Genomic DNA, 24346 nt, shown 5'->3' on the forward strand with positions numbered 1-24346 from the left:
CACCAAACCAGATTTACTAGCTTTAACGCCCGATTTAAGTTGGCCAATCTGGCCACTCTTAGCGCCCCTCTTATTCGCATAGACAGCGGGCTCTCGTTATTCACCAAACAACGGCGAGCTCAAATAGCGCTCACCGGAATCCGGCAACACGGCGACGATGATTTTACCTGCGTGTTCCGAACGCTTGGCCAGCCGCACAGCAACCGCAAGCGCCGCACCGCTCGAAATACCGGCCATAATCCCTTCCTCCTTGGCGAGGCGCCGCGTATAGGCGATGGCTTCAGCGTCTTCTACCGGCTCGATCAAGTCAATCAACGACAAATCCAAATTCTGCGGCACAAAGCCGGCACCTATGCCTTGAATACCATGCGGCGCGGCTTGCAAAGGCAGCCCGGCGCGAGTCTGGCTTAATACAGGGCTGCCAGCCGGCTCGACTGCGACACTGAGTACCGGTCTGCCACAATGCTTTTTGAGATAACGCGACACACCGGTAATCGTGCCGCCGGTGCCGACGCCGGCTACGAAAATATCGACCTGACCGCCGCTATCGCGCCAAATTTCCGGGCCGGTGGTTTGTTCGTGTATCGCCGGATTGGCCGGGTTTTTAAACTGTTCAAGCAATAGATAATACTCAGGGTCGGCCGCGGCAATCGCCTACGCCTGCTCCACCGCCGCGCGCATGCCGAGCGCACCATCGGTCAACCGCAGGTTCGCGCCATACGCCAACAACAACGTGCGGCGCTCCTGGCTCATGTTGTCCGGCATCGTCAATGTGATAGGGATGCCACGCGCGGCGGCCACCGCAGCCAACGCAATACCGGAATTACCGCTGGTGGCTTCCAATAAAGTCTTGCCCGGCGTTAATAGGCCTTGACGCTCCGCAGCCCAGACCATCGCCGCACCGACCCGGCATTTCACCGAATAAGACGGATTACGGCCTTCAATTTTCACCAGCAAGGTCGCGTTCAATCCTTGGCTAATATGATTGATCCGTACTAAAGGTGTCCGGCCTATCGATTGGGAATTATCTGCGTACCAAGCAGGCATTGAGGGTTTCCTGTGGGATAAGGGTTTTACTTTGCATGAAAAAAATGATCCGGGCTTATTGTGAGGGATTCTAAAATCATTCGCTGAGCCCCTCCCTGTAATAGAATCGTTATTTGAATTGACTACCAAAAACAGGTATATACTTTTCCCGGGGGAAGGTGTTTTTTATTTTTTGAGGTGGTACAAACATGAATATTTTCACAAATCGATTAAAACAGACCCTGCTTCTAGCTGCGGGATTGAGTATGGCGGCTCCTGTTTCAATGGCTAGCACATGGGCTGGAACGGCAAATTATACGGCCGCACCTGGTGCCACTGGCGACGAAGCGATAGTAGGTCCGTTTGATACTTACGATTTCGGCTCAGGCGTTACCTTGGTGCAATTTACCAGCGCATCCACCTTTACTGCTTATTTCCAAACTATGGTGGATGGGCACTTCCTGAACAACGCCGGCATCAACGTTCCGGAGTTGAATATCTCAGGCGCGGGCTCGGGTTTTGAATTGACTGTGGCTGCAACCCTAAATGGCACCTACAGTAATTTCTCCGGTTTCCAGTCCTTCAGCTTCACTGGCGGAGCTGTCAACCTGTATTTTGACACGACACCCGATTACAGCTTTACGGGCGATAGCGGCTTCAACAACGGTGCTGCCATTTTATCCGGTACCGTAACCGGCGGTTCCGGGGTCATATCGCCAGCAGGCATAGGCGCCGAGCAGTTGGATTTAAATTTTTCCGGTATTTTTGGTAGTTACGACTCCAACGTCTACGCCCCAGGCATAACCGGCGGGCATTCAGTTTTTTCGATAAACTTGAACAATTCATCTTTACTGTCGGGAATTAATAGCGTTTTGGGCCAAAACACAAACGCTGGAGTACTTGCTGCTGTAGATGGCTCTATCCAATTGACATCCGTACCGGTACCTGCTGCTGCGTGGCTATTTGCCACTGGTGTGATCGGCTTAATGACTGCCGGCAAACGTAAAAATTTCGCTGCTTAAGCTCTAAATCTAAAGCATTTCGACTTCGTCGCCCAAGCCATGATAGCGGCTGGGGCGACGAAGTCATTCTGGACCGGCTTCTAAAGCTGTAATCCTTTCGAAAACAACAAACAAATCCTAAACAAGCCCTCCCATTCGTCGCCGTTAATCTGGCCTTTGATTTGGCAATCCACATTGGCGCTGGCTTGCAAAACACCCTGTAGCTCCTTGGTCTTCAACCTCTGCAAGGCCTCATGCACCAACTGCTTGCGCTTGTCCCATATCTGATATTTTTTGTAGAGAACGTCCGGGTTACCACCGCGTTTCAATTCAGTCTTGATACTGACCAGGGTTCGGGCTTCGCGGCTGATAGCCCACAACACCACCGGCGCTGCGACGCCTTCCGCTTTGAGCCCGGCAAGAATTTTAACGGATCGATTCACCTTGCCCGACAACAAAGCATCCATCAACTTAAACACGTCGAACCTAGCGCTGTCAGCCACATCGCCCTCAACCATGGCTTTGTTGATACGGTTAGCCCCGTGCAAGATATATAGTTTTTCAAGCTCCTGAGCCGCGGCCAGCAAGTTGCCTTCGACTCGCACGGCCAGGCTTTTCAACGCCTCCGCGTCAAGATGCATGCCCTTCCGCTCCGCGCGGCGCTGCAACCATTGCAACAACTCCGGCCCTTGTAATGGCCAGACCTGCACGGTGATCGCAATTTTATCCAAGGTCTGAAACCATTGCGACTTCTGCGCCGCGCTATCCAGCTTGCCGGCGGTGATCAGCAAAACGGTATCTTCGGGGGGACGCTGACAATACGCGCTTAGGGCTTTGCCGCCTTCTAACCCAGGCTTGCCGGAAGGCAAGCGTAAATCGATGAGTTTTTTGTCGGAAAAGATGGAAAGGGATTCGGCTTCGAGCGTCAATTGCGGCCACTCGTTACCGGTATCGATGGCAATCACTTCGCGGGTGAGATAACCTGCAGTACGAGCCGCACGCCGAATGTCGTCCGCCGCTTCGCCAAGTTGTAGAGGCTCGTCACCGCTCACCAGATAAACCGGTGCCAGCTCTTTCTGCAAGGCGCCGGTTAACTGGTCAAGCTTCAGACGCATAGCTATTTTTTCTGCGTATCGACGGCGATCCTGGCTCTGGCCAATATCATCCGCGCCACTTGTTTATAGATTTCGTTGCGAATCAATTGTTCTTCGTTGCCTTTCGCCAGTACCGCCGTTTGGTCGTTGAAAAACTCCCGGGAAATTTCGATCACTTGCTCGTCCATCAGCGCATTTTCCTTGCTGTCGAAAAACTGAAAGCGCAGATAATATTCCAGCTCGGACTCACTGGACTTACCGGTTGAACCGATGGTCAGTACCCGGTTACGCATGTCTTCCCTAAGCACCTTGACCACCACGCCGGCATCATTGGGAGAACCCACTATTTTGCCTTTCGAGGCTTTCATGATGGCTTGCAGTTCGCCTTGTAAAGGCACGGAAGCACCAAACACATACATGTTTTTCAGCACTTCCGGCATCTCTATCGAACCGCGCAGATGATATCCGCAGCCAAGCAGCAGCGCCAAAGTTCCAAACAAAACCATTCGGCTCAAGTGATTTATCATTTGCTTCTCGAAAACCCAGCGTTTAAACAACGATATTCACCAGTTTCTGCGGCACCACAATCAGCTTTTTCACCGGTTTACCTTCCAGATAACGCTGCACATTGTCGTCGGCCAGGGCCAAGGCTTCGACTTGCTCCTTGGACGCCGTTGCCGCAACGGATAATTTACCGCGCAGCTTACCGTTCACTTGCACGACCATTTCGATGGCGTCCTGTTGCAATGCGGATTCGTCGATCAGTGGCCAAGCGGCAAGCACGATGTCATCGTTATGCCCCAACTGATTCCACAATGCTTGAGCCGCATGCGGAATAATGGGCGCCAGCATCAAGACGATGGCTTCCAGCACTTCCTGACGGATTGCCCTGCCATTGGCACTATCGTCTTCAAATTTATTCAGCGCGTTGACCAGCTCCATGTTGGCCGCAATCGCGGTATTAAAGGTATGGCGACGGGCCATATCGTCGGTGACTTTTTGCAACGCCTGATGCAACTGGCGGCGCAACACTTTTTGATCATCGCTCAAGGCCGCCTTGTCCAGCGCTTGCTGAGGCAATCCGGCTTCGACATGCAAATAGACTTGCCGCCACAAACGTTTCAGGAAGCGGAATGCACCTTCCACACCGGCGTCATTCCATTCCAACGACTGGTCGGGCGGCGAAGTGAACATGGTGTAGAGACGCACCGTGTCCGCGCCGTATTTGTCGATCAACACCTGCGGATCGACACCGTTGTTTTTCGACTTCGACATTTTTTCGACCGCGCCCACCGTGACCGGTGATCCATCTTCGAGTAACTTGGCACCGATGATCTTGCCCTTGGCGTCACGTTCGACATCGATTTGGGTCAGATTGAAATAGCGTTTGTGGCCGTGATCGTCGATTTGATAGAAGGTTTCGGCGATCACCATGCCTTGCGTCAGCAAGTTTTTGAACGGCTCGTCGCACACCACCAAACCTTCGTCGCGCAACAATTTGGTGAAAAAACGCGCATACAATAAGTGCAAAATCGCATGCTCGATACCGCCGATGTAATGATCGACCGGCAACCAGTAATTGGCGCGTTGGTCCAGCATCGCGCTATCGCAATCCTGGCTGGCATAACGCGCGAAATACCAGGACGACTCCATGAAGGTATCGAAGGTATCGGTCTCGCGGCGGGCCGGTTTGCCGCATTTCGGGCAATCGGTATGCGGAAAAGTAGGATGCGCGGCCAAGGGCGATTGCGAACCGTCCAACACCACGTCGCGCGGTAAGGTCACCGGCAATTGCTCGTCCGGAACGGGGACGGTGCCGCAGTCGCCGCAATAAATCACCGGTATCGGCGCACCCCAGTAACGCTGGCGGGAGACACCCCAGTCGCGCAATCTGAAATTGGTTTTGCGTTCGCCCTTGCCGATACCGGCGAGTTTGGTGGCGATGGCGTCGAAGGCTTGTTTAAAATTCAAGCCATCGAATTCTCCGGAGTTTTTCAACACACCTTTATCGGTAAAGGCTTTTTCGGCAACGCTGTCGTCAGAGCCATCCGCAGCGGCAATCACTTCCTTGATGGCAATACCATATCTCTTAGCGAATTCGTAATCGCGCTGATCGTGTGCAGGCACGGACATGACCGCGCCAGTGCCGTAATTCATCAACACGAAGTTGGCGATCCATACCGGTACGGATTCGCCGGTCAAAGGATGAATGGCGTGAAAACCGGAAGCGATACCGCGCTTTTCCATGGTTTCCATCGCCGCTTCGGAGGTTTCCATCTGCTTGCAGGATTCTATGAAGGCGGCGATGTCGGCATTGGCTTGGGCGGCTTTCAAGGCCAAGGGATGTTCGGCGGCGACGGCGACGTAAGTCACGCCCATCACGGTGTCGGGGCGGGTGGTATAGATACGGATCGGCGCTTCAAAACCATCGACCGCAAAGTCCATTTCCACGCCTTCGGAACGGCCGATCCAGTTGGCTTGCATGGTACGGACCTGTTCGGGCCAACCGGGAAGTTTGTCCAGCGAGGTCAGCAACTCGTCGGCATAAGCGGTGATTTTTAAAAACCACTGCGAAATTTCTTTTTTCTCGACCTGCGTATCGCAACGCCAGCAGCAACCGTCGATGACTTGTTCGTTGGCCAGCACGGTTTGGTCGTGCGGACACCAATTGACTGGCGCGGTTTTTTTATAAACCAGACCTTTTTCCAGCAAGCGGATGAAAAACCATTGCTCCCAACGGTAATAACTCGGATCGCAGGTCGCCAGTTCGCGGCTCCAGTCGTAACCAAAACCCAGACGTTTCAACTGGTCACGCATGTAATCGATATTCGAATAGGTCCAGTCGGCCGGGTGCACCTTGTTTTGCATAGCCGCATTCTCGGCCGGCAAACCAAAGGCGTCCCACCCCATCGGTTGCAACACATGCTTGCCCTGCATCCTTTGAAAACGGCTGATCACGTCGCCAATAGTGTAGTTGCGGACGTGGCCCATGTGCAGCTTGCCGCTGGGATAAGGAAACATCGACAGGCAATAGTATTTTTCTTTGCCGGTGTCTTCAGAAGCGGTAAACACTCCGGATTTTTCCCAGTCGGCCTGTACTTTTTGCTCTATTTCCGACGGCTTGTAATGCTCTTCCATCCTATTCGTCTTTTGCTGTAAAAAGGCGCTAGAATACCTTAGAGACGCTTAAAGCTAAAGCGTGAAAATTAAAACAACACAAGGAGCAGCCATGGGCGAAAACAAACTGATCAAAGCGTATGACGATCTGATGGGCCATCTTTACGAAGCCCTGGACGATACCTTACACACCGTCGCCGACGCATTGGAAATAGCCAAGGAAAAAACCAGCGCGCTGGGCGGCCACACGCAAGAAGAAATCAATAAAATCGCCGACTATGTGATGCGCGATGTAGAACACGTCGCCACCGCGCCGTCGCAACAAAACGACAGCAATTCGTTGTCCGAATGGTTGAAGTTTGACATCGATTTGATCGAAAACTTTGCCCTGGATGCCTTCATGGACATCGCCGACAAAACCAAGGTCAAGCTGGCCGCGTTGGAGATGGAAGCCAAGCTCTATCATCCTTATAAAAGCGGTGAGGTAGCCGGCCCCGGCACTTTTGTCTGCGATGCCTGCGGTAAACAAATCGCCTTCAAATCCACCAGCGTGATACCGGCCTGCCCGGAATGCAAGGGCGGCAGTTTCTCGCGCGTTTGATATTGCAGGCTTTAACCTTATAATGCGGGCTTTTATTTTTTAGCAATCGAGGGCGATTATGCGCAGGGTGATCTTCAATCAGAAAGGCGGCGTGGGTAAATCTACCATTACCTGTAACCTAGCAGCCATCAGCGCCGTAGAGGGTAAAAAAACCCTGGTGATCGATCTCGATGTGCAAGGCAATTCCACCCAGTATTTGCTGGGCAATAAAGTCGCCGATTCCGACAAGACCATCGCCCATTTTTTCAAAGACAGCCTGGGATTGGGCTTATTCGGCGGCGGGAAGGAAGGCTTGGACGGTCTGATTCATGAAACCCCCTTCCCCAACCTTTTCGTATTGCCATCTCATAGCGATTTGGAAGGTTTGCAAAGCCGGTTGGAATCGCGGCATAAAATCTACAAATTAAAAGAAGCGTTGGAAAAACTGGAAGGCTTCGAGCAAATCTATATCGACACCCCGCCGATTTTAAATTTTTATAGCCTATCAGCGTTAATCGCCGCCGAAAAATGCCTGATTCCGTTCGACTGCGACACCTTCGCTCGTGAAGCCCTGTACACATTGATGCGCGCCATCGCCGAAGTCAAAGCCGATCATAACGACAGACTGGAAGTGGAAGGCGTCATCGTCAACCAATATCAAAAGCAGGCCAACCTGCCGCGGCAGTTGGTGGAAGACCTGATCGCCGAGGGTTTGCCGGTCCTGGAGACCAAAATCTCCACCTCGGTGAAAGTCCGCGAATCGCATAGCGACGCCCAGCCTTTGATCCACTACGCGCCAACCCACAAATTGACCGAAGAATACCGGGCCTTGCATTTGGAAATCCACAAATAACGGTTTGGCATTTACCCACATTAAAAAGCCGGCAATGCCGGCTTTTTTGTTTTTAACTGACGGCAAATACCGAAGAGGCAGCCGCGCGCAAATGCTTAACCAGCAAGACTCGCCTGAGTCGCCAGCCCACCATGCCGCACATCGATACCGTCCAACATAAAAATGGCGTGCTCGGCAATGTTCCGGCAATGCTCGCCGCAACGCTCCATGGCTTTCATCATTTGCATCACATCCAAGGCTCTGCGAATCATTCGGGCGTCGTGCAATACCAAAGTCAATTGGTGCTTGATACCCTCCTGCAATTCCGACTCGCAATCCCTATCGCATTCCAACAAGGCGTATGCCTGCTTGGTATCCCGGCTTTCGAAAACCACCATCAACTTGTCCAAAATCAGCTTGATTAAACCGCCGATTTTCACGATGTCAGCCAACAGCTTTTGATTGGGGTCGCTGGTGTTCGGGTCGAACAACACCGTAATCAGTTTGGCGAACTCGACAATCTCAACACCGATTTTTTCCAGCTCTACGGCGATTTTCGACGTCGATAACACATAGCGCAGATCGTTTGCCACCGGACTATGCCGGGCAATGATGTTCAATACCTCGCCGTCAATCTTGCTTTCGAAGCGCTTGACCTTCTTATGCCGTGATACGACTTTTTGCGCCAGTTCGGCATCGCCGTAGTCCAGCGCCTGCATCGCCTGTTCCAATTGGTAAACCAAAAGGTCCGTCATATCCAGCATCAAACTGTGCATATGCCCTAAATCGGTGTCATACGCATGCAAGGTATGCACATTATTGGGAGTGTCTGTTTGCTTCGTCATCGGCAGTTCTCTTGCTTGTTTGGCCAGGGTCTCGGTAATAAGCGAACCTTAGAACAAGCAGATTACAAGAATGTGACACAACCCGATAGACACGCAAAACCCGGCGCGTTAGCCATTGTTTTTAAACAACATATTTATAGAGCCGACGATCTAAAGTCTGCACAAAACGCCAAAAATAATCCGTTGCCCGCATTACTCGGCAAAGAAGCGACAAGCCTGCTCTGTCATGCTGCTGTCATAAATGCAGACAAAAATAGCCCTCGTCCGATACCAATATTTGGCGTTTGCTTATGAATACCTCTTTCTATCGCACCATCTGGATTTCCGACCTACACATTGGCTCGACCCAATGCCAGGCCGATGCCCTGCTGGATTTTTTAAAACATAACGACAGCGAAAAACTCTATCTGGTCGGCGACATCATTGACTTTTGGGCCTTGTCCAAAAAAATGTACTGGCCGCGTGATCACAACACCATCATTCAAAAAATCCTGCGTAAAGCCAGACACGGCACGCAAATTATCTACGTCCCCGGCAACCACGACGAAAACGTCCGCGATTACGACGATTACGTGTTCGGCGACATCGTCGTCAAAAACTCGGATATTCACACCACGGTAAACGGCAAACGCTTCCTGATCGTCCACGGCGACGAATACGATACCATCGCCAAACACCACCAATGGCTGGCAAAAATCGGCAGCCTGGGTTACGACTGGCTGATCGAAATCAACCGCTTCCTGCGCTTGTTCAGACGCCTATTCGGCAGGCAATCGCATTTCTCCTTGGCGGCGTTTGTGAAATTCAAAGTCAAGAATGTGGTGCAATTTATTTCCGATTACGAAGAAAGCATTGTCCGCACCCTGAAAAACGAAGGCCTGGACGGCGTGATTTGCGGGCACATTCATCATGCCGAAATCAAGGAAATAGAAGGCTTCTTATACGTCAATACCGGCGATTTCGTGGAGAGTTGCACGGCCATTGTCGAACATCAAGACGGCAGACTGGAGTTAATCCGCTGGCTGGCCCAGGAAGCGCCGCAATTGACGCAGCAGCACGATGGAGAATTGCCGCATCCTGGCTAACTCCAAAGCTTGCCGGAACCGGCCTACTTAGCTTTGTATTACATGTCACAAAAACTTCGCCAAACCGTCACGGTTTCTTAACCCTCCTCCAAGCGTAATCCCGGAAAATGTGAGCGGGCTTGCAGAATTTTGGGAAGTCACCCAATGACGCGCTCGTCGCCTATCCCCTTAGGCCGGCGAGTGCGTCTCTCTGCGAGTCAGCTCAGGCTCATCCAAGCCTGCTTACTGATTTTTAAGCACAGAGACCATCCGACCATGATCGCAAAGCACATCCGCAGCTACCCGCTGCTGGCCGCAGTGAGCGCCCTCAGCTGCTTCGGCAACGCCCAGGCAGCCACGCCGGTATTTATCAACGAAATTCACTACGACAATGCCGGCACCGATAGCGGCGAGGCCATCGAAATCGCCGGCCCGGCCGGCACCAACCTCAGCGGCTGGTCGTTGGTGCTTTATAACGGCAACGGTGGCGCCAGCTATAACAGCAAAGCCTTAAGCGGCGTAATAGCCGATCAAACCGGCACCGGCTTCGGCACGCTGAGCTTCAGCTATCCGGCAGACGGCATACAAAACGGTGGGCCAGACGGCATTGCCTTGGTCAACGGCAGCACGGTGGTGCAGTTTTTAAGTTACGAGCCCTCACCTTTTACAGCGGTAGGCGGCCCGGCCAACGGCATGACCAGCTTGGATATTGGCGTAGCGGAAACTAACTCAACTCCCGTCGGCCAATCCTTACAACTGAAAGGCACCGGCAACAGCTACGAAAACTTTACCTGGAACGCCCCAGCCACAAATTCATTTGGCGCGGTCAACAACAGCCAAAACTTCGGCGGCGTCACCCCGCCTCCCCCGGTATCCCAATGCGGCCAAGCGGCAACCCTAATTCAGCGCCATCCAAGGCAGCAGCGGCGTCAGTCCGTTGAGCGGCAGCGTGCAACATGTTGAAGCCGTGGTCAGCGCCGACTTCCAAGGCAGCGGTAATTTGAACGGCTTTTTCGTGCAGCAAATCGATGGTGCCGACGCCAATCCGGCTACGTCCGAAGGCTTGTTCGTCGCCTCCAGCTTGCCGGTCAATGTCGGCGATAAAATCCACATCGTCGGCACCGTCACCGAAACCTTCAATATGACCCGCCTGGAAAGCGTCAGCTCAGTGGACATTTGCGCCACCGGTAACGCCTTACCGACAGCGGTTGAAGTAAATTTACCCTTCGACAACGCCGACAATAACGCTGAACGCTGGGAAGGCATGTTGATCCGTCTGCCGCAAACCCTGACGGTCAGCGAAAACTTCAATCTAGGCCGCTTCGGTGAATTTTTACTCTCGTCCGGCGGCCGCTTGATGACGCCTACCCAGGTCGCCATGCCCGGCCAAGCCGCTATCGATGCTGCCGCGCAAAATAGCTTGAATCAGCTCACCGTAGACGATGGCTCAAACATCCAAAACCCAGACCCGGTAATTTATCCGCAACCGACCGGTCTCAGCGCCGCCACGCCTTTACGTAGTGGCGATGCGGTGGTGGGCGCTACCGGCGTGTTGGCTTACGATTTTGGCGTGTACCGCCTGCAACCGACTCAGCCGCTAACCTTTGTCGCCGACAATTCCCGCGGCCCGGTTCCGGCCCTGTCCGCCTTGGGCTCGTTAAAAGTCGCCAGCTTCAACGTGTTGAATTACTTCAACGGTAACGGTGTCGGCGGCGGTTTCCCAACCGCTCGCGGCGCTAATACCCTGGTCGAATTCAACCGCCAGCGCGACAAAATCATTCCGGCCATCCATGCCTTAAATGCCGATGTGGTAGGTTTGATGGAAATCGAAAACGACGGCTACGGCAGCAGCAGCGCCATCGCCGATCTGGTGAATGGTTTGAATCAACTGGCCGGCGCCGGCACGTATGCCTATATCAATCCGGGCTTGAGCAAAGTCGGCACCGATGAGATCGCGGTTGGCATCATCTACAAACCGGCTAAAATCACGCCGGTTGGCGCGGTGGCAATATTGGATTCTTCGGTAAACCCCTTATTTATCGACACCAAAAACCGCCCTGCCCTGGCCCAAACTTTCTTGGATAAGGCTTCCAACAAGTTGCTGACCGTGGCAGTCAACCATCTTAAATCCAAAGGTTCGGCTTGCGACGATGTCAATGATCCCGACACCGGCGACGGCCAAGGCAATTGCAACCAAACCCGCACCAATGCTGCGCAAGCCCTGGCCACCTGGTTGGCTGGCGATCCTACCCACAACGGCGCCAACAATGCCCTGATCATCGGTGACCTGAACAGCTATGCCCAGGAAGACCCGATCACAGCCTTGAAAAACGCCGGTTACCAGAACCTGCTGGAAACTTTCGTCGGCAATCAGGCCGCTTACAGTTACGTATTCGATGGCGCGGCCGGTTATCTGGATCATGGCCTAGCGAATGCCGCACTCGCGCCGCAAGTTAAAAGTGCCGGCGAATGGCATATCAACGCCGACGAACCACGCTCTCTGGATTACAACACCGAGTTCAAAACAGCCAATCAAATCAGCAGCTTCTACGCGGCCGATGCTTATCGCTCATCCGACCACGACCCACTGTTAATCAAATTGTTCGTGCCGGGCGACCTGGATAACGACGGCGATGTCGATGGTAGCGACGCCAATTTGATCAAGGCTCAAGTTGGTAAATGCAGCGGCAAAATAGGTTTTAACCGGGAAGCGGATTATGACGCGACCGGCTGTGTCAGCATGGCTGACTACCGGACTTGGTACGGCTATTTCAATAACTACACGGCGAACAGCAAGCCGTAACGGCCGCGAACATCGCCGATTAATTTTTATTTGTTAAAGAAGGTTTTATGAAAAATATGATATGGCGTCATTGCCTGATACTTGCGTTGGCATTTTGGTCTGGTGTCAACCAAGCGAGTACGCTCAGCACATCCGGCGATATTCAAATTAATCCGGGCGGCAATATAGAACTCCAAACGGGTCAAACCCCAGGAAATCTGCAAGCTAAACAACCACCACTTATTACAGGGGGTGACATTCAAATTGTGCCTCGAGGTAGTATTGCAAGCCCAGCGGGACCAACGCCAACCAATTCGGGATCAATTTCACCGTTAACCCTTGTCTCTCCTACTGAACCCACATTTTTGGCGCTACAGCAGACCTCAGGCTTTACCCATATTGGCGATCATTTTGATGTTGAAGTGCTGGCTTTCGCGCCTTTGGCTAACGCCAGCCCGGACGAACTGGTGTTGGGCTTTGGTTTCAACACGCTATTAGGCGGCACGGGCGCTGCGCAGTTTTTGGGTAGCAGCATTAACCCGTTGTTCACCGACATTTCAACACAGGATGGCGTGAATTTAGCCGCTGCCGGCCTGGCCTTTCCGGGCTTGAGTGCAAATGACGTGGGCTCGTTCATTTCTCTGGCGGTTTTGCATTTTCAGGCCGTCGCGTCAGGTGACTTGAATATCGCGATCACCAGCGATTTGCATGATCTCAACCAAGGTTTGATCTTTTTGAATCAAGGGCCGCTGGCGATCAATGCCAGCGTCGGCTTCAACATCACGGCTGTGCCGTTACCGCCCTCTTTGTTGCTGTTTGGGAGTGGCTTGGTGGTAGGTTTTGGGGGGATTCGGAAGCGCGCGGCATATCTGCATCGCCCCTGACGGACTATTCTCGCCAAATACCCACGGGGCACAAGAGCTGCGATGCTCGGCGCGGAATAACGGGAGAAAACCACTACCAAAATCAAGAGAAAACAAAACGCAGGGTGAGCAACGGTTCTCTGCAAACCGATTATCGGTATAGGCTTATGCCAGGTAATGACAAAAACCGTGCCCGCCCGGCATATTGGCTATTGGTGCGGGCGGTTTTGTAGGTCGTTGCCGGCAGGATCGGAACGTTCTTTTGTTTTTGAGGTTCCGTGCAGCGAGTCGGAAAGAGCCACGTCCAAAGAAAACCGCGTAGGTGCGATTAGCGAAGCGTAATCGCACGTATTTGGGCACAAGTTTCAGGATTGCATGCGTCCGATTACGCTGCGCTAATCGGACGAGCTGTAACGCACAGGAACGAGCCCAAAGATATGCGGCCTCCTGGCTTAAAACTCCACCTTTACCGATCCCAGCAGCGTTCTTGGCGTACCGATATTAACCCGCGAGTTCGGCCCCAGACCCGGAATCACGTCTTGCAGATAATTTTTGTCCAACAGATTGTTTACATTCAGCTGGAAAGTGACTTTGGATTGGCTGACTTTCAAATTGTAGGCAGTCATTAAATCAACCGTAATAAACCCCGGCACATTATAGGTATTCGGCACATTGGTAGAGGCATCGCGCATTGTGATGCCGCCGCCGACTTTAAACCCTTTCAATGACTCCTGTTGAAAGTCGTAAGTATTCCAAAACGTGCCGACGTTTCTGGGGATCGCGAACATCCGCCGACCTTCTCGGCCGTCGTTGTCTTTGGTAACGCGGGTGTCCAGATTGGCGTAGGTGGCGATCATATTCCAGCCCGGTAGGATTTCGCCTTTAATGTCCAACTCCGGTCCGCGGCTACGCACCTCTCCGACCGCGATGGAATACAAGGGATTGTTGGGGTCGGTGGTGGCTACGTTTTGTTTGGTCAAATCGAAATAGGCCAGCGTGGCGCTGAGCCGGCCGTCGAAAAACTCGCTCTTGGCGCCCAATTCCCATTGCTGCGCGCTCTCGGGCGGCAGCGGCTTGCCGCCCTGGCCCAAACCATTGGTGGCGCCAAAGTTTTCGACATAATTGCCGTAAAGGCTCAACCAATCTTGGGCTTGCCACAATACCCCGACGCGCGGTGTCACCGCGTCCGCGGAAAGCTTGGATTGCGCCACTTTATCGGCCTGATCTACGACCTGGTAACGCAAACCGCCCATCACGTGAATCCCGTGCGGCAACTGAATCTGATCCTGGGCGTACAAGCCGTAGAAGTCGGTGTCGGTGTCGTAGCGGTCAAATCCGGTCGGAAAGCTATAGCCGGTGTGGATAGGATTATAGATGTCGATGCCGGTCGCGGGATCGCCGTAATAATATTGGCCTGTCGAACGGTTGTTGTAATAATCGCCGCCGACCAGCAATGTGTGCTTTAGCCCAAAGGTATTGAAGTGGCCGGTTAAGTCCAGCGTGGTGTAATAGGTGTTAATGTCGGCCGGGTTAGCAACCACGATTCGATTGAGCTGGCTACCCGTCAGTCCATCTCCCAGCATCGCTACGCTGTTCGGCGTATCCCGGCGCTCGGTGGCGAAGCGATGGCTGATGCTCCAATTGTCGTTAAATTGATGCGACCAATTGAAGCCCAACAAAATGTCGTCGTGATTCTCTGGGGTCTTTTCCATTAAATTGCGCCCGCGCGGCATATCGATAAACCGGCCGTCTACGTAAGGCCAAACCATGGTGTCGTTGACCAAATTGTCGTGTTTGTATTCCATCTCGAAGGTAATTTGCGTTCGAGCGCTGATGTTCCACTTCAGCACCGGCGCCAGAAAGATGCGTTCGCTATCGACCAACTCGCGGTAAGAGCCGCTGTTTTCGTAAGACGCATTCATCCGGTACAACAAGGTATCGTCGTTCGTCAGCGGACCGGTGGCATCCATTGTGGTGCGGTAAAGATCGAACGAACCGAACTGCTGCTGTAAGGCGTAATAAGGGGTATTTAGCGGCTGCTTGGTCACCACGTTGACCATGCCGCCCGGCTCCATCCGCCCGTAAAGAATAGAGGCCGGGCCTTTTACTACCTCAACCCGTTCGACATTGGCCATCTGCCGCTTGCCCCAAGAACTGAACTCGGAGTCGTAGCGGAAGCCGTTGCGAAATAGCGCCGAACTGCGAAAGCCGCGCAGATAGAGATCTTCGGACAGGCCCCCGGAACCCGCGCCCAGGGTTACGCCGCTGACATTTTTTAACGCGGTTTCTATTGTAATCGCTTGCTGATCGTTCAATACTGCTTTCGGCACGATTTGAATATTCACCGGCGTTTCCATCAATGGCGTATCGGTTTTGGTGGCCGTCGCGGAATCGCGCAGCGCATAGTCCTTGTTATACGGATCGTTGGCGTCATAAGCCGCCCTCCCCAGCACCGTTACTGCCGGCATCGTAGCCGCCGACTGTGGCTCGCTGTTATTGACCACCGGCTTAGCTTCGATAATCGCCGTACCGTTGCCCACCAAGCGATAACCCAACCCGCTGTCCTTCAGTAATTTGCTCAGCCCTTGTTCGACGGTGACTGTTTCATGTAAGGCCGGCGCGCTAAGACCGCGGGTCAACTCGGCGTTGAATACCAGTTTTAGATTGGCCTGGTCGGCGAAAGCCGTCAGCGCTTCGGTCAAACCGCCGGCAGTAATGGCATAAGTCCGTGCTTCCTGTTGCATGGGCTCGGCGTAGGCCGTATAGCTGGCAATGCTCAGCGCCAGGGCTGTCACGGCGAATGGCGCACTTAAGGGCGCGAATGCGAGTGTCCTCATAAAATCTCCTGATTGCGTGAATGACGGCGCCGATAACCGGCGTTACTCTTCACAACGTTTCAGGGAAGAAATCATGAACACTACCTTAAAAATTTTTCAACATATGGCCGGTATTGCCGAAGGGCACGCCAGCCTGAGTTTAGACGAACTCAGCCTTTATGCCCCTGAGGGTACGAACGGAATACCGGTAATAAATAGGGCCGGGGAGATTTTCCGAATAAATGCTCGCCGATCCACTTTCCTCTGATGCTTTGAAAAACAACGAGGAGCGTCTTCAGTCCATTGGGTAGAGCAATATTGGACTGCTTGCAGTGTGTCATATCACGCCTTATACGGCATTTCACACAGCTCTGTTAATGCAAATCCAGGCCAACATAGGCATTTGACGTATCCCGGCGGCGGTCAAATGTTGGATTTTTGAAGACGCTAAAGCCGCATTAATAGCGCCTATCACGGCCGTTGCTGCCCGGCAGCGTGCCTAAATTGATACGAAATAAAGGCCATTGGCGCCGATTTTGCTTCGTCAAACGTCTTGATAGATAACCCACTTGTATCGCTTTCAAAAACGACTGATGACTGCTGTTTCGGACACACTGGATCATTTCTTTCGGGAAAATCGGGACGATTTAATCGGTTTTTTTCTGCGCCGCCTGCATTGTCCCGATACCGCCAAGGATTTGGCCCAAGAAACCTTTGTGCGGCTATTGTTCTCCGAACAGCGGACGCCGACTCAGGATAGGCGGGCGTTGGCGTTTTTTATCGCCGGCAATTTGGTGGTCGATCATATCCGCAAGGAATCGGTACGCGCCCGTTATGCGCCAAGCCAGGAGATACCGGCCGAACTACTGGAGGCGGTTGCCGGCAATGATCCGGACGCCGAAAAACAGTTAATGGCCTGGCAGGATCTGGATACGGTCAATACGGCCCTGAATGAATTGCCGGAAGAGTGCCGGGCGGCGTTTTACTTAAGCGCCATCGAAGGCCTGACTTACGCGCAAATTGGCGAATGTTTGGGCGTGTCCGAACGGGCCATCGCCAAACGCATTGCCAAAACTTTGAAGCATTGCCGTGACCGTCGCGAGCAACACTGAATTGGCCTGCGGTTTATTTTCCGGCAACATTGTTTTATCGTTTGCCCACTCCTTCCCCGCTTCAGCAGCCTTGATGAACACCGACCCCGACAACTCCAATGAAAGCTTGGCCGACCAGGCGATAGACTGGCTGGTGCTGATGCGTTCCGGTTCGGTTACAGACGCCGCACGCCACCAATTCGAGGCCTGGTATGGTCAAGACGACGCCAACCGGCAAGCCTACGCCGAGGCCGAAGCGCTGTGGGGTTCGGTCGCGCAAGCCGTTAAAACCACACCGCCCGCCAATTTCCAGCCAAAGCAATTCATGCCGTTCCGCGTTTGCCGCGGCGAGCCGGTTTGGCGCTAGCCGCTTCGCTGGTGTTGGGGTTGTTGCTAGGCCGGGATAGGCTGCACGATTGGTTGTTCAGCGATTACGCAACCGCCGTTGGCGAGCAAAAACAGATTCAATTGGCCGACGGCAGCCGCGTGTTGCTGAATACCGATACCGCGTTGGACATAGACTGGTCGGCGGACAAACGGCGCGTGGTATTGCTCAGAGGCCAAGCCGAGTTCAAGGTTACCAGCGATGCCAATAGACCCTTTGAAGTGGTGGCCGGCGATACGGCGGTTAGGGCCTTGGGGACGGTGTTTGATGTGGCGCGCCCTGGCGCCGATAAGGTCGAAGTCAATGTTACCGAGCATGCGGTAGCCGTGCGCTTGACCGATCAAGCCGATGTCGCCGCGATACGGGTGGAGGAAGGCCAGCGATTGACGTATTCCGCTGGTGGTGGGTTGGATAAACCGGCACCAGCCAATCTCAACCAGTTAAATGCCTGGAAACGCGGCAAGTTGATTTTTCACGATCAGGCGCTGGCCGACGTGGTGGCAGAGTTAAACCGCTATTCCAAAGCCAAAATCATTCTGAACGGGGAGGATGTCAAGCAATTGCGAGTTAGCGGGGTATTTCCAACCGACGGTCTGGCGATGCTGGATGCCTTGCAAAAATCTTTGGCACTGCGTCAGACCGCATTGGGGCCGTGGCTGGTGATTTTGCATTCTTGATGCGAAAACAGAATCGGCCGGGCCGTATAAGGAACCGCCGCTGCGGCAATTGGCCGCATTCCTGGCGGCAAGGCTTTTGTCATAATTAATTGAAAATCGTCTTAACTTGGCGAATTTAGTTGTTTGGAAGAATCACGCCAGCTCAGAGACGCCGCCGCATGTTTAACCGCCAATCCTAAAAACCCGTGCCATTTATTAGAGCGAATCGAATCGGACTTGTTATTGCTCAAAATCCGGCAGCATCTTTTCTTGATGCATCCGTCGGCGTCGAAACCGGCCGCGCGGTGTTGCTAAAACCAACCCGCAACAAAGAACGTTCGCGCAACATCTCCGTGCTATTTTTGATGTTAGTTACCGTTATGTTGCTGCACTTGGCCGGGGTCAGCTGCTTCTTGTGCCCCGACCTGCCGGAGGCAAAGGCCGTTCCGCTTAAAATGGAAGTGTCGACGATCACGATTCCGGCCAGCAAGCCCAGCCTTGAGCGAACCCAACCGCCGCCGCCCAGCGTTGCCCAACCCAAACCTAAAAAGCCGCAACTCAAACCCAGGTTGAAAAAAGTGACGCCGCAGGCGCCGCCGTCCAATTTTTCAATGCAGGAACAAGTTTTTGATCAACAGCCTCGGCTGATCGACGATGCCACTCAGCCGGCGATTGCCGAGAAAGTAAGCGCCGACAATCCAAGTCCGACGTTTACCGAGGCGTATCTGAATGCCGCTTACCAACACAATCCCAAGCCGGAATACCCCGGTATCGCCCGCAGCCGAGGCTGGCAGGGCAAAGTGGTTTTGCGCGTGGAAGTCAGCGAGGATGGTCTGGTAGTGGGCGTTGCCGTCGAACAAAGCTGTGGTCACGAAGCGCTGGACGAATCCGCGGTCGAAGCCGTCAAGCAATGGCGCTTCGTACCGGCCAAACGAGCGGAAATCAATGTCGCCAGCGCGGTATTGGTGCCGATCATTTTTACGCTGCAAGACCAAGCGCCGGCTTTTTAGATTTTCCGCCAGTATTGCAGTACGCTGGAAACAGCAGGCGGTCGCGGGTTTTCCAGTCAAATTGATTAATGTTAAAAACAGCGGATTCAAACCCGAAGGAGTGGACCGCTTAGCAGCGTTTTATCTCAAATCAGGAAATTTTGTTTTACCCACACGTTTACCATTCATTTCGAGAACACACGTGTCATTCAAAAAAATATTTATCGCGTTCACCCTGCTTTTTAATGGGAGGAGAAAAACCACTCACAAAATATATTGAAAAATCAAAATACTAGGGCGGACAACTCTTTCTGCCCAAAGTGAGCTGTATATGATTAATGCCGCGTGGGCACAAAAACCGTGCCCACCCACCAGACTGCCGCAAACTACGGACTGTTACCCGGCCTACAGAACTTTTTCAATGACAGGTTGTGTTTCATATAATATTACTTTAAATTCTTCACCATACATTGACTTATATTTGAATTCGAAATTCAACGCCGTCCGCATTAATCTATCGACATTTTGATGCCACAAGGGATTGTCTGTAGGGCTCGTAAAATTCATTAAATCGTATTTCTTATTTATAGGTAAATTACTGTTCTTTAGCAGAAAAAAAGGAGTATATGTAACGCCGCTTTCTCTGCACAGTCTTTTTAATTCGGATTGCATTTCATTATTCGCAAAAAGTCCTTTTTGGCTATGAATGGTCAATATTATTTCATCTAATATAGCGGGACCAAGGCCATGATTAACTATTCCAAAACAGATTGAACCATTATCGGGATCTATTGTTTTCTCGAATTGAACTTTTGGCCTTACTGACAACATATTATGTTCTCGGCTTATTTTTGCTTGCCAGTAAGTAGCAAGAAATGCACAAAATCCTACAGCTGCTGCGGATGCCGCCGCCGCATCGAAAAATGCAAAACATAACAACAAAATAAATGTTACTGTTATTGATAATTCTGAATTGTTAGTGAACCATTCTTGCGCTTTTAAGAATGAGTTTTTAATCATAATTGATATCCCTTTATTGGTGACTGTTTTCTGGATGGAAGGCCGTAAGGCGCAATTCGTAGGGCGTCAATAGGCGCAGTCGTATTGCGCCGCATGTTGGCCTTAAAGCATTCGGCGCATTACGCTATCGCTAATGCGCCCTACCAAACTGCGCGAATATTAGCTGGGTTTCAAACTTCACGGCGGGGTTTTCTCCCGTATGTCGCGCCGAGCACCGGAGGGTTTGAACGGATCAAGGCCGTAAGGCGCAATTCGTAGGGCGTCAATAGGCGCAGCCGTATTGCGCCGTATGTTGGCCTTAAATCATTCGGCGCATGACGCTATCGCTAATGCGCCCTACAAAACTGCGCAAATATTAGCTGGATTTCAAACTTCGCGGCGGGGTTTTCTCCCGTATGCCGCGCCGAGCACCGAAGGGTTTGAACGGATTCGCCCGTCAGGGGCGCCGCAGGGATGCGGCGCGTTGCATGCAGGGGCTGGGAAGCCCCTTCAGGCAACCCCGTTCAAACCCGAGGAGCACAGGGAAAAAGCGGCATCCGGGCCGCCTTTCTTTTGGATACTTTTCTTTGGCGGAGCAAAGAAAAGTATCTCGCCTGTCGGTGCGAGAACCGACTTTAAAACAATCGACGCGATAGCGACACGAATCCTACTAATCCAGCTTCGAACCGTAACTTCGGAGTTATTTTGTCCAACAGCCGAGCTCTGAGCTCAAACAGTCGAAAACCAAGCCGGACTAACGACATCCCGAAATACCTCATTCCGCGAATTTCATCGATTGCCTTCTAGCCACCCAAGCTAGAGTCAGCGCCCGAATAAAACCCGCAACACCCGTGTATTACATTTCACGAAATCTTCATTTAGCAATCACAAGTTCATCACAAAATTTCCTTAGGCTGTACTTGCTTTACCCATAGCGATGGAAATTTCTCAACCCCAAATGAACGAGCAGCCAGTGACTTATAACAAAAACCCACTCGCTGTCTTTATCGGAGCGCTCTAAATGATTAAACAATCTGTTCTTGCCGTGGCCTTGCTGTCGGCAATTTCTACGCAAGCCGAGGCGATTACCCTTAATGCCGACGGCGCTTGGCATGCGTTCGACGTAGACAATTCTGTGTCTAATTCCGGTGGTCTGGAATGGATAGACCTGGATAACAATGCGTTGAGCTTTGACTTTACCTTAACCGGATCGGCTATTTTGCGCGTAGTCGATGCCGGCTTTGCGGGTGACAGATTCAGAATTTTTAACACTAGCAGCGTACTTGGTGAGACCTCGGCTGCCGTTAACAATTACCCCACTTCTGTATACAGCGATTTTGATTTGGCTTACGCCAACTCAGCCTACAGCCGCGGCGAATTTTTGCTGGGTGCCGGTAGTTATCAAATCAGCGGTCTGCTGATCCAATCCGCTCTGGACGATACCTCCACCGAGCTTAACGCCACCGTAGGCGCAGTCAGCCTGACCGCAGTGCCGCTGCCTGCCGCCGCAGGCCTGTATGCCGCCGGCGCCGGCCTGCTGGGCCTGGTCTCTCGTCGCCGCCAATCCACTAAATAAGGATTAAACCAATGAAATTAAACAAACTTGCCATAGGCATTGCCTTGGGTTTGGGCACATTGGGCGCGGCCAACGCCGTGACCACCATCCCCACCACCACGATTAAAATCGTCGCGTTCAACGACTTTCACGGCCAACTGGAATCCCCAGGCACGTTCCGGCAAACGCCCAGCAGCGCGGCATCCACCAATATTCCGGTCGGCGGCGTCGATTGGATGGCCGGCTATATTAATGATATGAAAAACCAAAACCCCAGCACGGTAGTTGTTTCGGCCGGCGACATCATCGGCGCCACACCGCTGGTGTCCGCGCTATTTCATGACGAACCGACCATCGAAACCATGAACCGCCTAGGTCTGGAATTTAACGCGGTTGGCAATCACGAGTTCGACGAAGGCAAGGACGAGCTGAAACGCATGCAAAACGGCGGCTGCCATCCGACCGATCCGAACTCCTGCCAAGGCGCATCTGTCGGCACACCGGTGCCTTTTGAAGGCGCTGATTTTAAATTCTTGGCCGCGAACGTAGTCGAAACCGCTACCGGCAAAACCTTGTTTCCGCAATACGCGATCAAAGTGGTCGGCGGCGTGCGGGTCGGCTTTATCGGCATGACCTTGAAAGAAACCCCCACCATCGTCACCCCCACCGGTGTGGCCGGCCTGGAATTCAAAGACGAAGCAGCGACAGTGAATGCCTTGATCCCCAAATTGCGGGCGCGCGGTGTGGAAGCGGTGGTGGTGTTGATTCACCAAGGCGGCACGATACCGGTCACCCAAAGCAAATCTACCATCAACAACTGCGATGGCGGTTTGGACGGTTCGCCGATTAAAACCATCGTCAACCAATTGGACGACGAAGTGGATTTGGTGATTTCCGGCCACACTCATCAAGCCTATAACTGCCAAATCGCCAACAAGGCCGGCCGCTTGATTTCGGTGACCAGCGCCAATTCGCAAGGCCGGGTCTTGACCGACATTGACGTGGCCATCAATACCGCCAACGGTGAAGTCAGCAGCGTCAGCGCCGAAAATATCGTCGTTGATCGGAGCAACACCGCCATCACCCCGAATGCAGCGATAAAAACCATCGTCGACAATTACAAAGCCCTGTCCACGCCCATTGCGAATCGCGTGATCGGCAGTATCAGCGCGGCGATTACTCGCACCGCGACCGCAGCCGGCGAGTCGGCTTTGGGCGATGTGATTGCCGATGCGCAATTGTTAGCAACCCAAAACGTCGGCTTCGGCGAAGCAGTGGTGTCATTCATGAACCCCGGCGGCATCCGCGCCGACTTGACCTTCCCATCCAGCCCGGCTAACGAAGGCGACGGCCAGGTCACTTACGCGGAAGCCTTTACCGTGCAACCCTTCGGCAACACGCTGGTGACGCTGACCTTGACCGGCGCGCAAATCCACACCTTGTTGGAGCAACAATTCACCGGTTGCACAGTCGGCTATCCAGCCGGCGCACCGGCTGCCGGCCAAGCGTTCAACCGCATCATGCAAGTTTCCAACGGTTTTAGTTACGAATGGAAAGAAAAAGGCACGCCTTGCGATAACGTCGATCCCGCCAGCATCAAGATCAATGGTGTGGTCGTCGATCCCGCCGCCAGCTATCGAGTCACCGTGAATAACTTCATGGCCGACGGTGGCGATCAATACTATGTGCTGACACAAGGCACTAACCGCCTGGGTGGCGCGCTGGATCTGGATGCGTTGGAAAACTACTTTACCGTCAATGGTACTGTAGCCCCCGGCCCGCAAAATCGGATTTTGCCGGCTCCGTAAGTTTTAGGGATTAGTTGTAAGCTCTGTAGTGGTACTCGGGCCCGCTGGTACGCGATACAGCGGGCTTTTTTTTTGCCTGACGGTTCTAGAGCTTAATGATGATGCTCATGCCCCATTTGCGCTTGTACCTTGATCACGAACGGGTCGGATTCCTTGTCGCCCAAATCGGCGAAATCGATCACATCGTAGCTGTCAATGGGGGTCGGTTGCCAGGGCGCGGCGCTTAAAGAATAAGCCTGCAGCAGTTCGGTACGTTCTGAAAATTCGCCCTGTTGCCGTTCGATCAAGGCCGGTAACGCAAGGTCCAGACGCATTACCACATGCCATTCGGTATCGGCGACTTTACCTTGATATTCGCGGGTCGGGATGCCGTCGGTCCATTCTATTTCTCCGGCAGTCAGTTTGTCGAGCAGCTGGCTATCCAGCAGCAACGCCAATTTTTGCCAGGACGGCGTGATGTCCAGCATCCGCAAATCGCCGGCCTGAAATTCGATTGCCCGCTGGTCTTGGTGATACAGCTTACGGTGAATCAGCTCTTGGCCGTCACGCTGCCAAAGTTCGCCAACGCCCAGTTGCGGCCGTTCTATTGTGATCTGCCGGCTATCGCGCCAGAAGCGCCAACTCACCTCCGCCGGCAAAGCCTGGTGCTCGTCGTGTTCGTGCTCTGCGCCGGTGCGGGTGGTGACGAACTCGGCGGCCACGGCGGGCAAGTTTGCCGAAGACAAATCGGTGATGTTAGCGGCATGCTTGGCCGATGCATGGCTGCAAGCCGCCAAAACGACTAATAAATTGAGACCAAGCAGTTTGGGTAAAAATTTGAAATGGGTGTTGAACATGGATCCT

22 protein-coding genes and 1 pseudogene are annotated in these 24346 nt (G+C 52.9%); 14 read left to right on the plus strand and 9 right to left on the minus strand.

The window, feature by feature from the left end:
* Positions 1-96: 96 nt before the first annotated feature.
* Positions 97-1047 (minus strand): annotated as a pseudogene (gene cysK, locus CWO84_RS02555) (cysteine synthase A).
* Between the two features lie 188 nt (positions 1048-1235).
* On the opposite strand from cysK, the gene pepA reads away from it, so the two are divergent.
* Positions 1236-2048 (plus strand): flocculation-associated PEP-CTERM protein PepA, encoded by an 813-nt coding sequence (gene pepA / locus CWO84_RS02560; RefSeq protein WP_117433611.1) that lies wholly within the window; start codon positions 1236-1238, stop codon positions 2046-2048.
* Positions 2049-2128: 80 nt separating this feature from the next.
* Here the strand turns inward: pepA and holA are convergent, their stop codons facing one another.
* From holA to leuS, 3 genes are read right to left on the minus strand one after another with little or no spacing between them, the layout of a single operon-like run.
* The gene (holA, locus tag CWO84_RS02565) at positions 2129-3142 is read right to left on the minus strand and encodes a DNA polymerase III subunit delta (protein ID WP_033157889.1); all 1014 of its coding nucleotides are present in this window, start codon (positions 3140-3142) and stop codon (positions 2129-2131) included.
* A gap of 2 nt (positions 3143-3144) precedes the next feature.
* Complete coding sequence (gene lptE, locus CWO84_RS02570; protein WP_240617946.1) at positions 3145-3627, minus strand: LPS assembly lipoprotein LptE; 483 nt, start codon at positions 3625-3627, stop codon at positions 3145-3147.
* Positions 3628-3670: 43 nt separating this feature from the next.
* Positions 3671-6259, minus strand: coding sequence for a leucine--tRNA ligase (gene leuS / locus CWO84_RS02575; protein WP_033157890.1), 2589 nt, complete (start codon positions 6257-6259; stop codon positions 3671-3673).
* Between the two features lie 91 nt (positions 6260-6350).
* Here leuS and CWO84_RS02580 point away from each other — a divergent pair, with 91 nt between their 5' ends.
* Positions 6351-6839 (plus strand): zinc ribbon-containing protein, encoded by a 489-nt coding sequence (locus CWO84_RS02580; protein ID WP_033157891.1) that lies wholly within the window; start codon positions 6351-6353, stop codon positions 6837-6839.
* Positions 6840-6897: 58 nt separating this feature from the next.
* The gene (locus tag CWO84_RS02585; protein ID WP_033157892.1) at positions 6898-7671 is read left to right on the plus strand and encodes a ParA family protein; all 774 of its coding nucleotides are present in this window, start codon (positions 6898-6900) and stop codon (positions 7669-7671) included.
* 95 nt (positions 7672-7766) lie between these two features.
* Here CWO84_RS02585 and phoU read toward each other — a convergent pair whose 3' ends face one another.
* Positions 7767-8495 carry a phosphate signaling complex protein PhoU gene (gene phoU / locus CWO84_RS02590; RefSeq protein WP_033157893.1) on the minus strand — a complete coding sequence of 243 codons (729 nt, stop codon included), beginning with the start codon at positions 8493-8495 and terminating at the stop codon, positions 7767-7769.
* 290 nt (positions 8496-8785) lie between these two features.
* On the opposite strand from phoU, the gene CWO84_RS02595 reads away from it, so the two are divergent.
* The 4 genes from CWO84_RS02595 to CWO84_RS02605 all read left to right on the plus strand — a co-directional run bounded on the left by CWO84_RS02595 (position 8786) and on the right by CWO84_RS02605 (position 13225).
* Positions 8786-9580: a UDP-2,3-diacylglucosamine diphosphatase gene (locus CWO84_RS02595; protein WP_033157894.1), complete on the plus strand. Its 795-nt coding sequence runs from the start codon at positions 8786-8788 to the stop codon at positions 9578-9580.
* A 255-nt stretch (positions 9581-9835) separates the two neighbouring features.
* Positions 9836-10522 carry a hypothetical protein gene (locus tag CWO84_RS24780; protein WP_240617941.1) on the plus strand — a complete coding sequence of 229 codons (687 nt, stop codon included), beginning with the start codon at positions 9836-9838 and terminating at the stop codon, positions 10520-10522.
* On the plus strand, positions 10509-12362 hold the full coding sequence (locus CWO84_RS02600) for an ExeM/NucH family extracellular endonuclease (protein ID WP_240617942.1): 1854 nt from the start codon (positions 10509-10511) through the stop codon (positions 12360-12362). Before CWO84_RS24780 ends, CWO84_RS02600 begins: the two co-directional genes overlap by 14 nt.
* Positions 12363-12706: 344 nt before the next feature.
* Positions 12707-13225, plus strand: a complete 519-nt coding sequence (locus CWO84_RS02605) for a hypothetical protein (protein ID WP_101051707.1) — start codon at positions 12707-12709, stop codon at positions 13223-13225.
* A gap of 431 nt (positions 13226-13656) precedes the next feature.
* Here CWO84_RS02605 and CWO84_RS02610 read toward each other — a convergent pair whose 3' ends face one another.
* Positions 13657-16041, minus strand: coding sequence for a TonB-dependent receptor (locus CWO84_RS02610; RefSeq protein ID WP_101051709.1), 2385 nt, complete (start codon positions 16039-16041; stop codon positions 13657-13659).
* Positions 16042-16114: 73 nt separating this feature from the next.
* Between CWO84_RS02610 and CWO84_RS24265 the strand changes: the two genes are divergently transcribed.
* From CWO84_RS24265 to CWO84_RS02620, 4 genes are all read left to right on the plus strand, one after another.
* Positions 16115-16288 (plus strand): hypothetical protein, encoded by a 174-nt coding sequence (locus tag CWO84_RS24265; RefSeq protein WP_165786257.1) that lies wholly within the window; start codon positions 16115-16117, stop codon positions 16286-16288.
* 325 nt (positions 16289-16613) lie between these two features.
* Entirely contained in the window at positions 16614-17132 is a 519-nt protein-coding gene (locus tag CWO84_RS02615; protein WP_033157978.1) for an RNA polymerase sigma factor, read from the plus strand.
* Positions 17133-17205: 73 nt separating this feature from the next.
* Complete coding sequence (locus CWO84_RS24785) at positions 17206-17478, plus strand: FecR/PupR family sigma factor regulator (protein WP_240617943.1); 273 nt, start codon at positions 17206-17208, stop codon at positions 17476-17478.
* Positions 17469-18173 carry a FecR domain-containing protein gene (locus CWO84_RS02620; RefSeq protein WP_240617944.1) on the plus strand — a complete coding sequence of 235 codons (705 nt, stop codon included), beginning with the start codon at positions 17469-17471 and terminating at the stop codon, positions 18171-18173. The genes CWO84_RS24785 and CWO84_RS02620 overlap by 10 nt, the downstream gene beginning before the upstream one ends.
* Before the next feature lie 226 nt (positions 18174-18399).
* Here CWO84_RS02620 and CWO84_RS24270 read toward each other — a convergent pair whose 3' ends face one another.
* A complete protein-coding gene (locus CWO84_RS24270; RefSeq protein WP_165786258.1) occupies positions 18400-18756 on the minus strand; it encodes a hypothetical protein in 357 nt (118 codons plus the stop codon).
* 7 nt (positions 18757-18763) lie between these two features.
* Here CWO84_RS24270 and CWO84_RS24275 point away from each other — a divergent pair, with 7 nt between their 5' ends.
* Positions 18764-19162, plus strand: a complete 399-nt coding sequence (locus CWO84_RS24275) for an energy transducer TonB (RefSeq protein WP_165786259.1) — start codon at positions 18764-18766, stop codon at positions 19160-19162.
* Between the two features lie 384 nt (positions 19163-19546).
* Here the strand turns inward: CWO84_RS24275 and CWO84_RS02630 are convergent, their stop codons facing one another.
* Positions 19547-20161 carry a hypothetical protein gene (locus CWO84_RS02630; RefSeq protein WP_033157898.1) on the minus strand — a complete coding sequence of 205 codons (615 nt, stop codon included), beginning with the start codon at positions 20159-20161 and terminating at the stop codon, positions 19547-19549.
* Between the two features lie 1000 nt (positions 20162-21161).
* Between CWO84_RS02630 and CWO84_RS02640 the strand changes: the two genes are divergently transcribed.
* Both CWO84_RS02640 and CWO84_RS02645 read left to right on the plus strand, forming a co-directional pair.
* Entirely contained in the window at positions 21162-21716 is a 555-nt protein-coding gene (locus CWO84_RS02640) for a hypothetical protein (protein WP_101051713.1), read from the plus strand.
* An 11-nt stretch (positions 21717-21727) separates the two neighbouring features.
* Complete coding sequence (locus CWO84_RS02645; protein ID WP_101051715.1) at positions 21728-23503, plus strand: bifunctional metallophosphatase/5'-nucleotidase; 1776 nt, start codon at positions 21728-21730, stop codon at positions 23501-23503.
* A gap of 92 nt (positions 23504-23595) precedes the next feature.
* Here CWO84_RS02645 and CWO84_RS02650 read toward each other — a convergent pair whose 3' ends face one another.
* A complete protein-coding gene (locus CWO84_RS02650; RefSeq protein WP_101051716.1) occupies positions 23596-24339 on the minus strand; it encodes a hypothetical protein in 744 nt (247 codons plus the stop codon).
* Positions 24340-24346 lie beyond the last annotated feature (7 nt).

The sequence above is a fragment of the Methylomonas sp. Kb3 genome, from assembly GCF_002834115.1.
GTDB classification, from domain to species: domain Bacteria; phylum Pseudomonadota; class Gammaproteobacteria; order Methylococcales; family Methylomonadaceae; genus Methylomonas; species Methylomonas defluvii.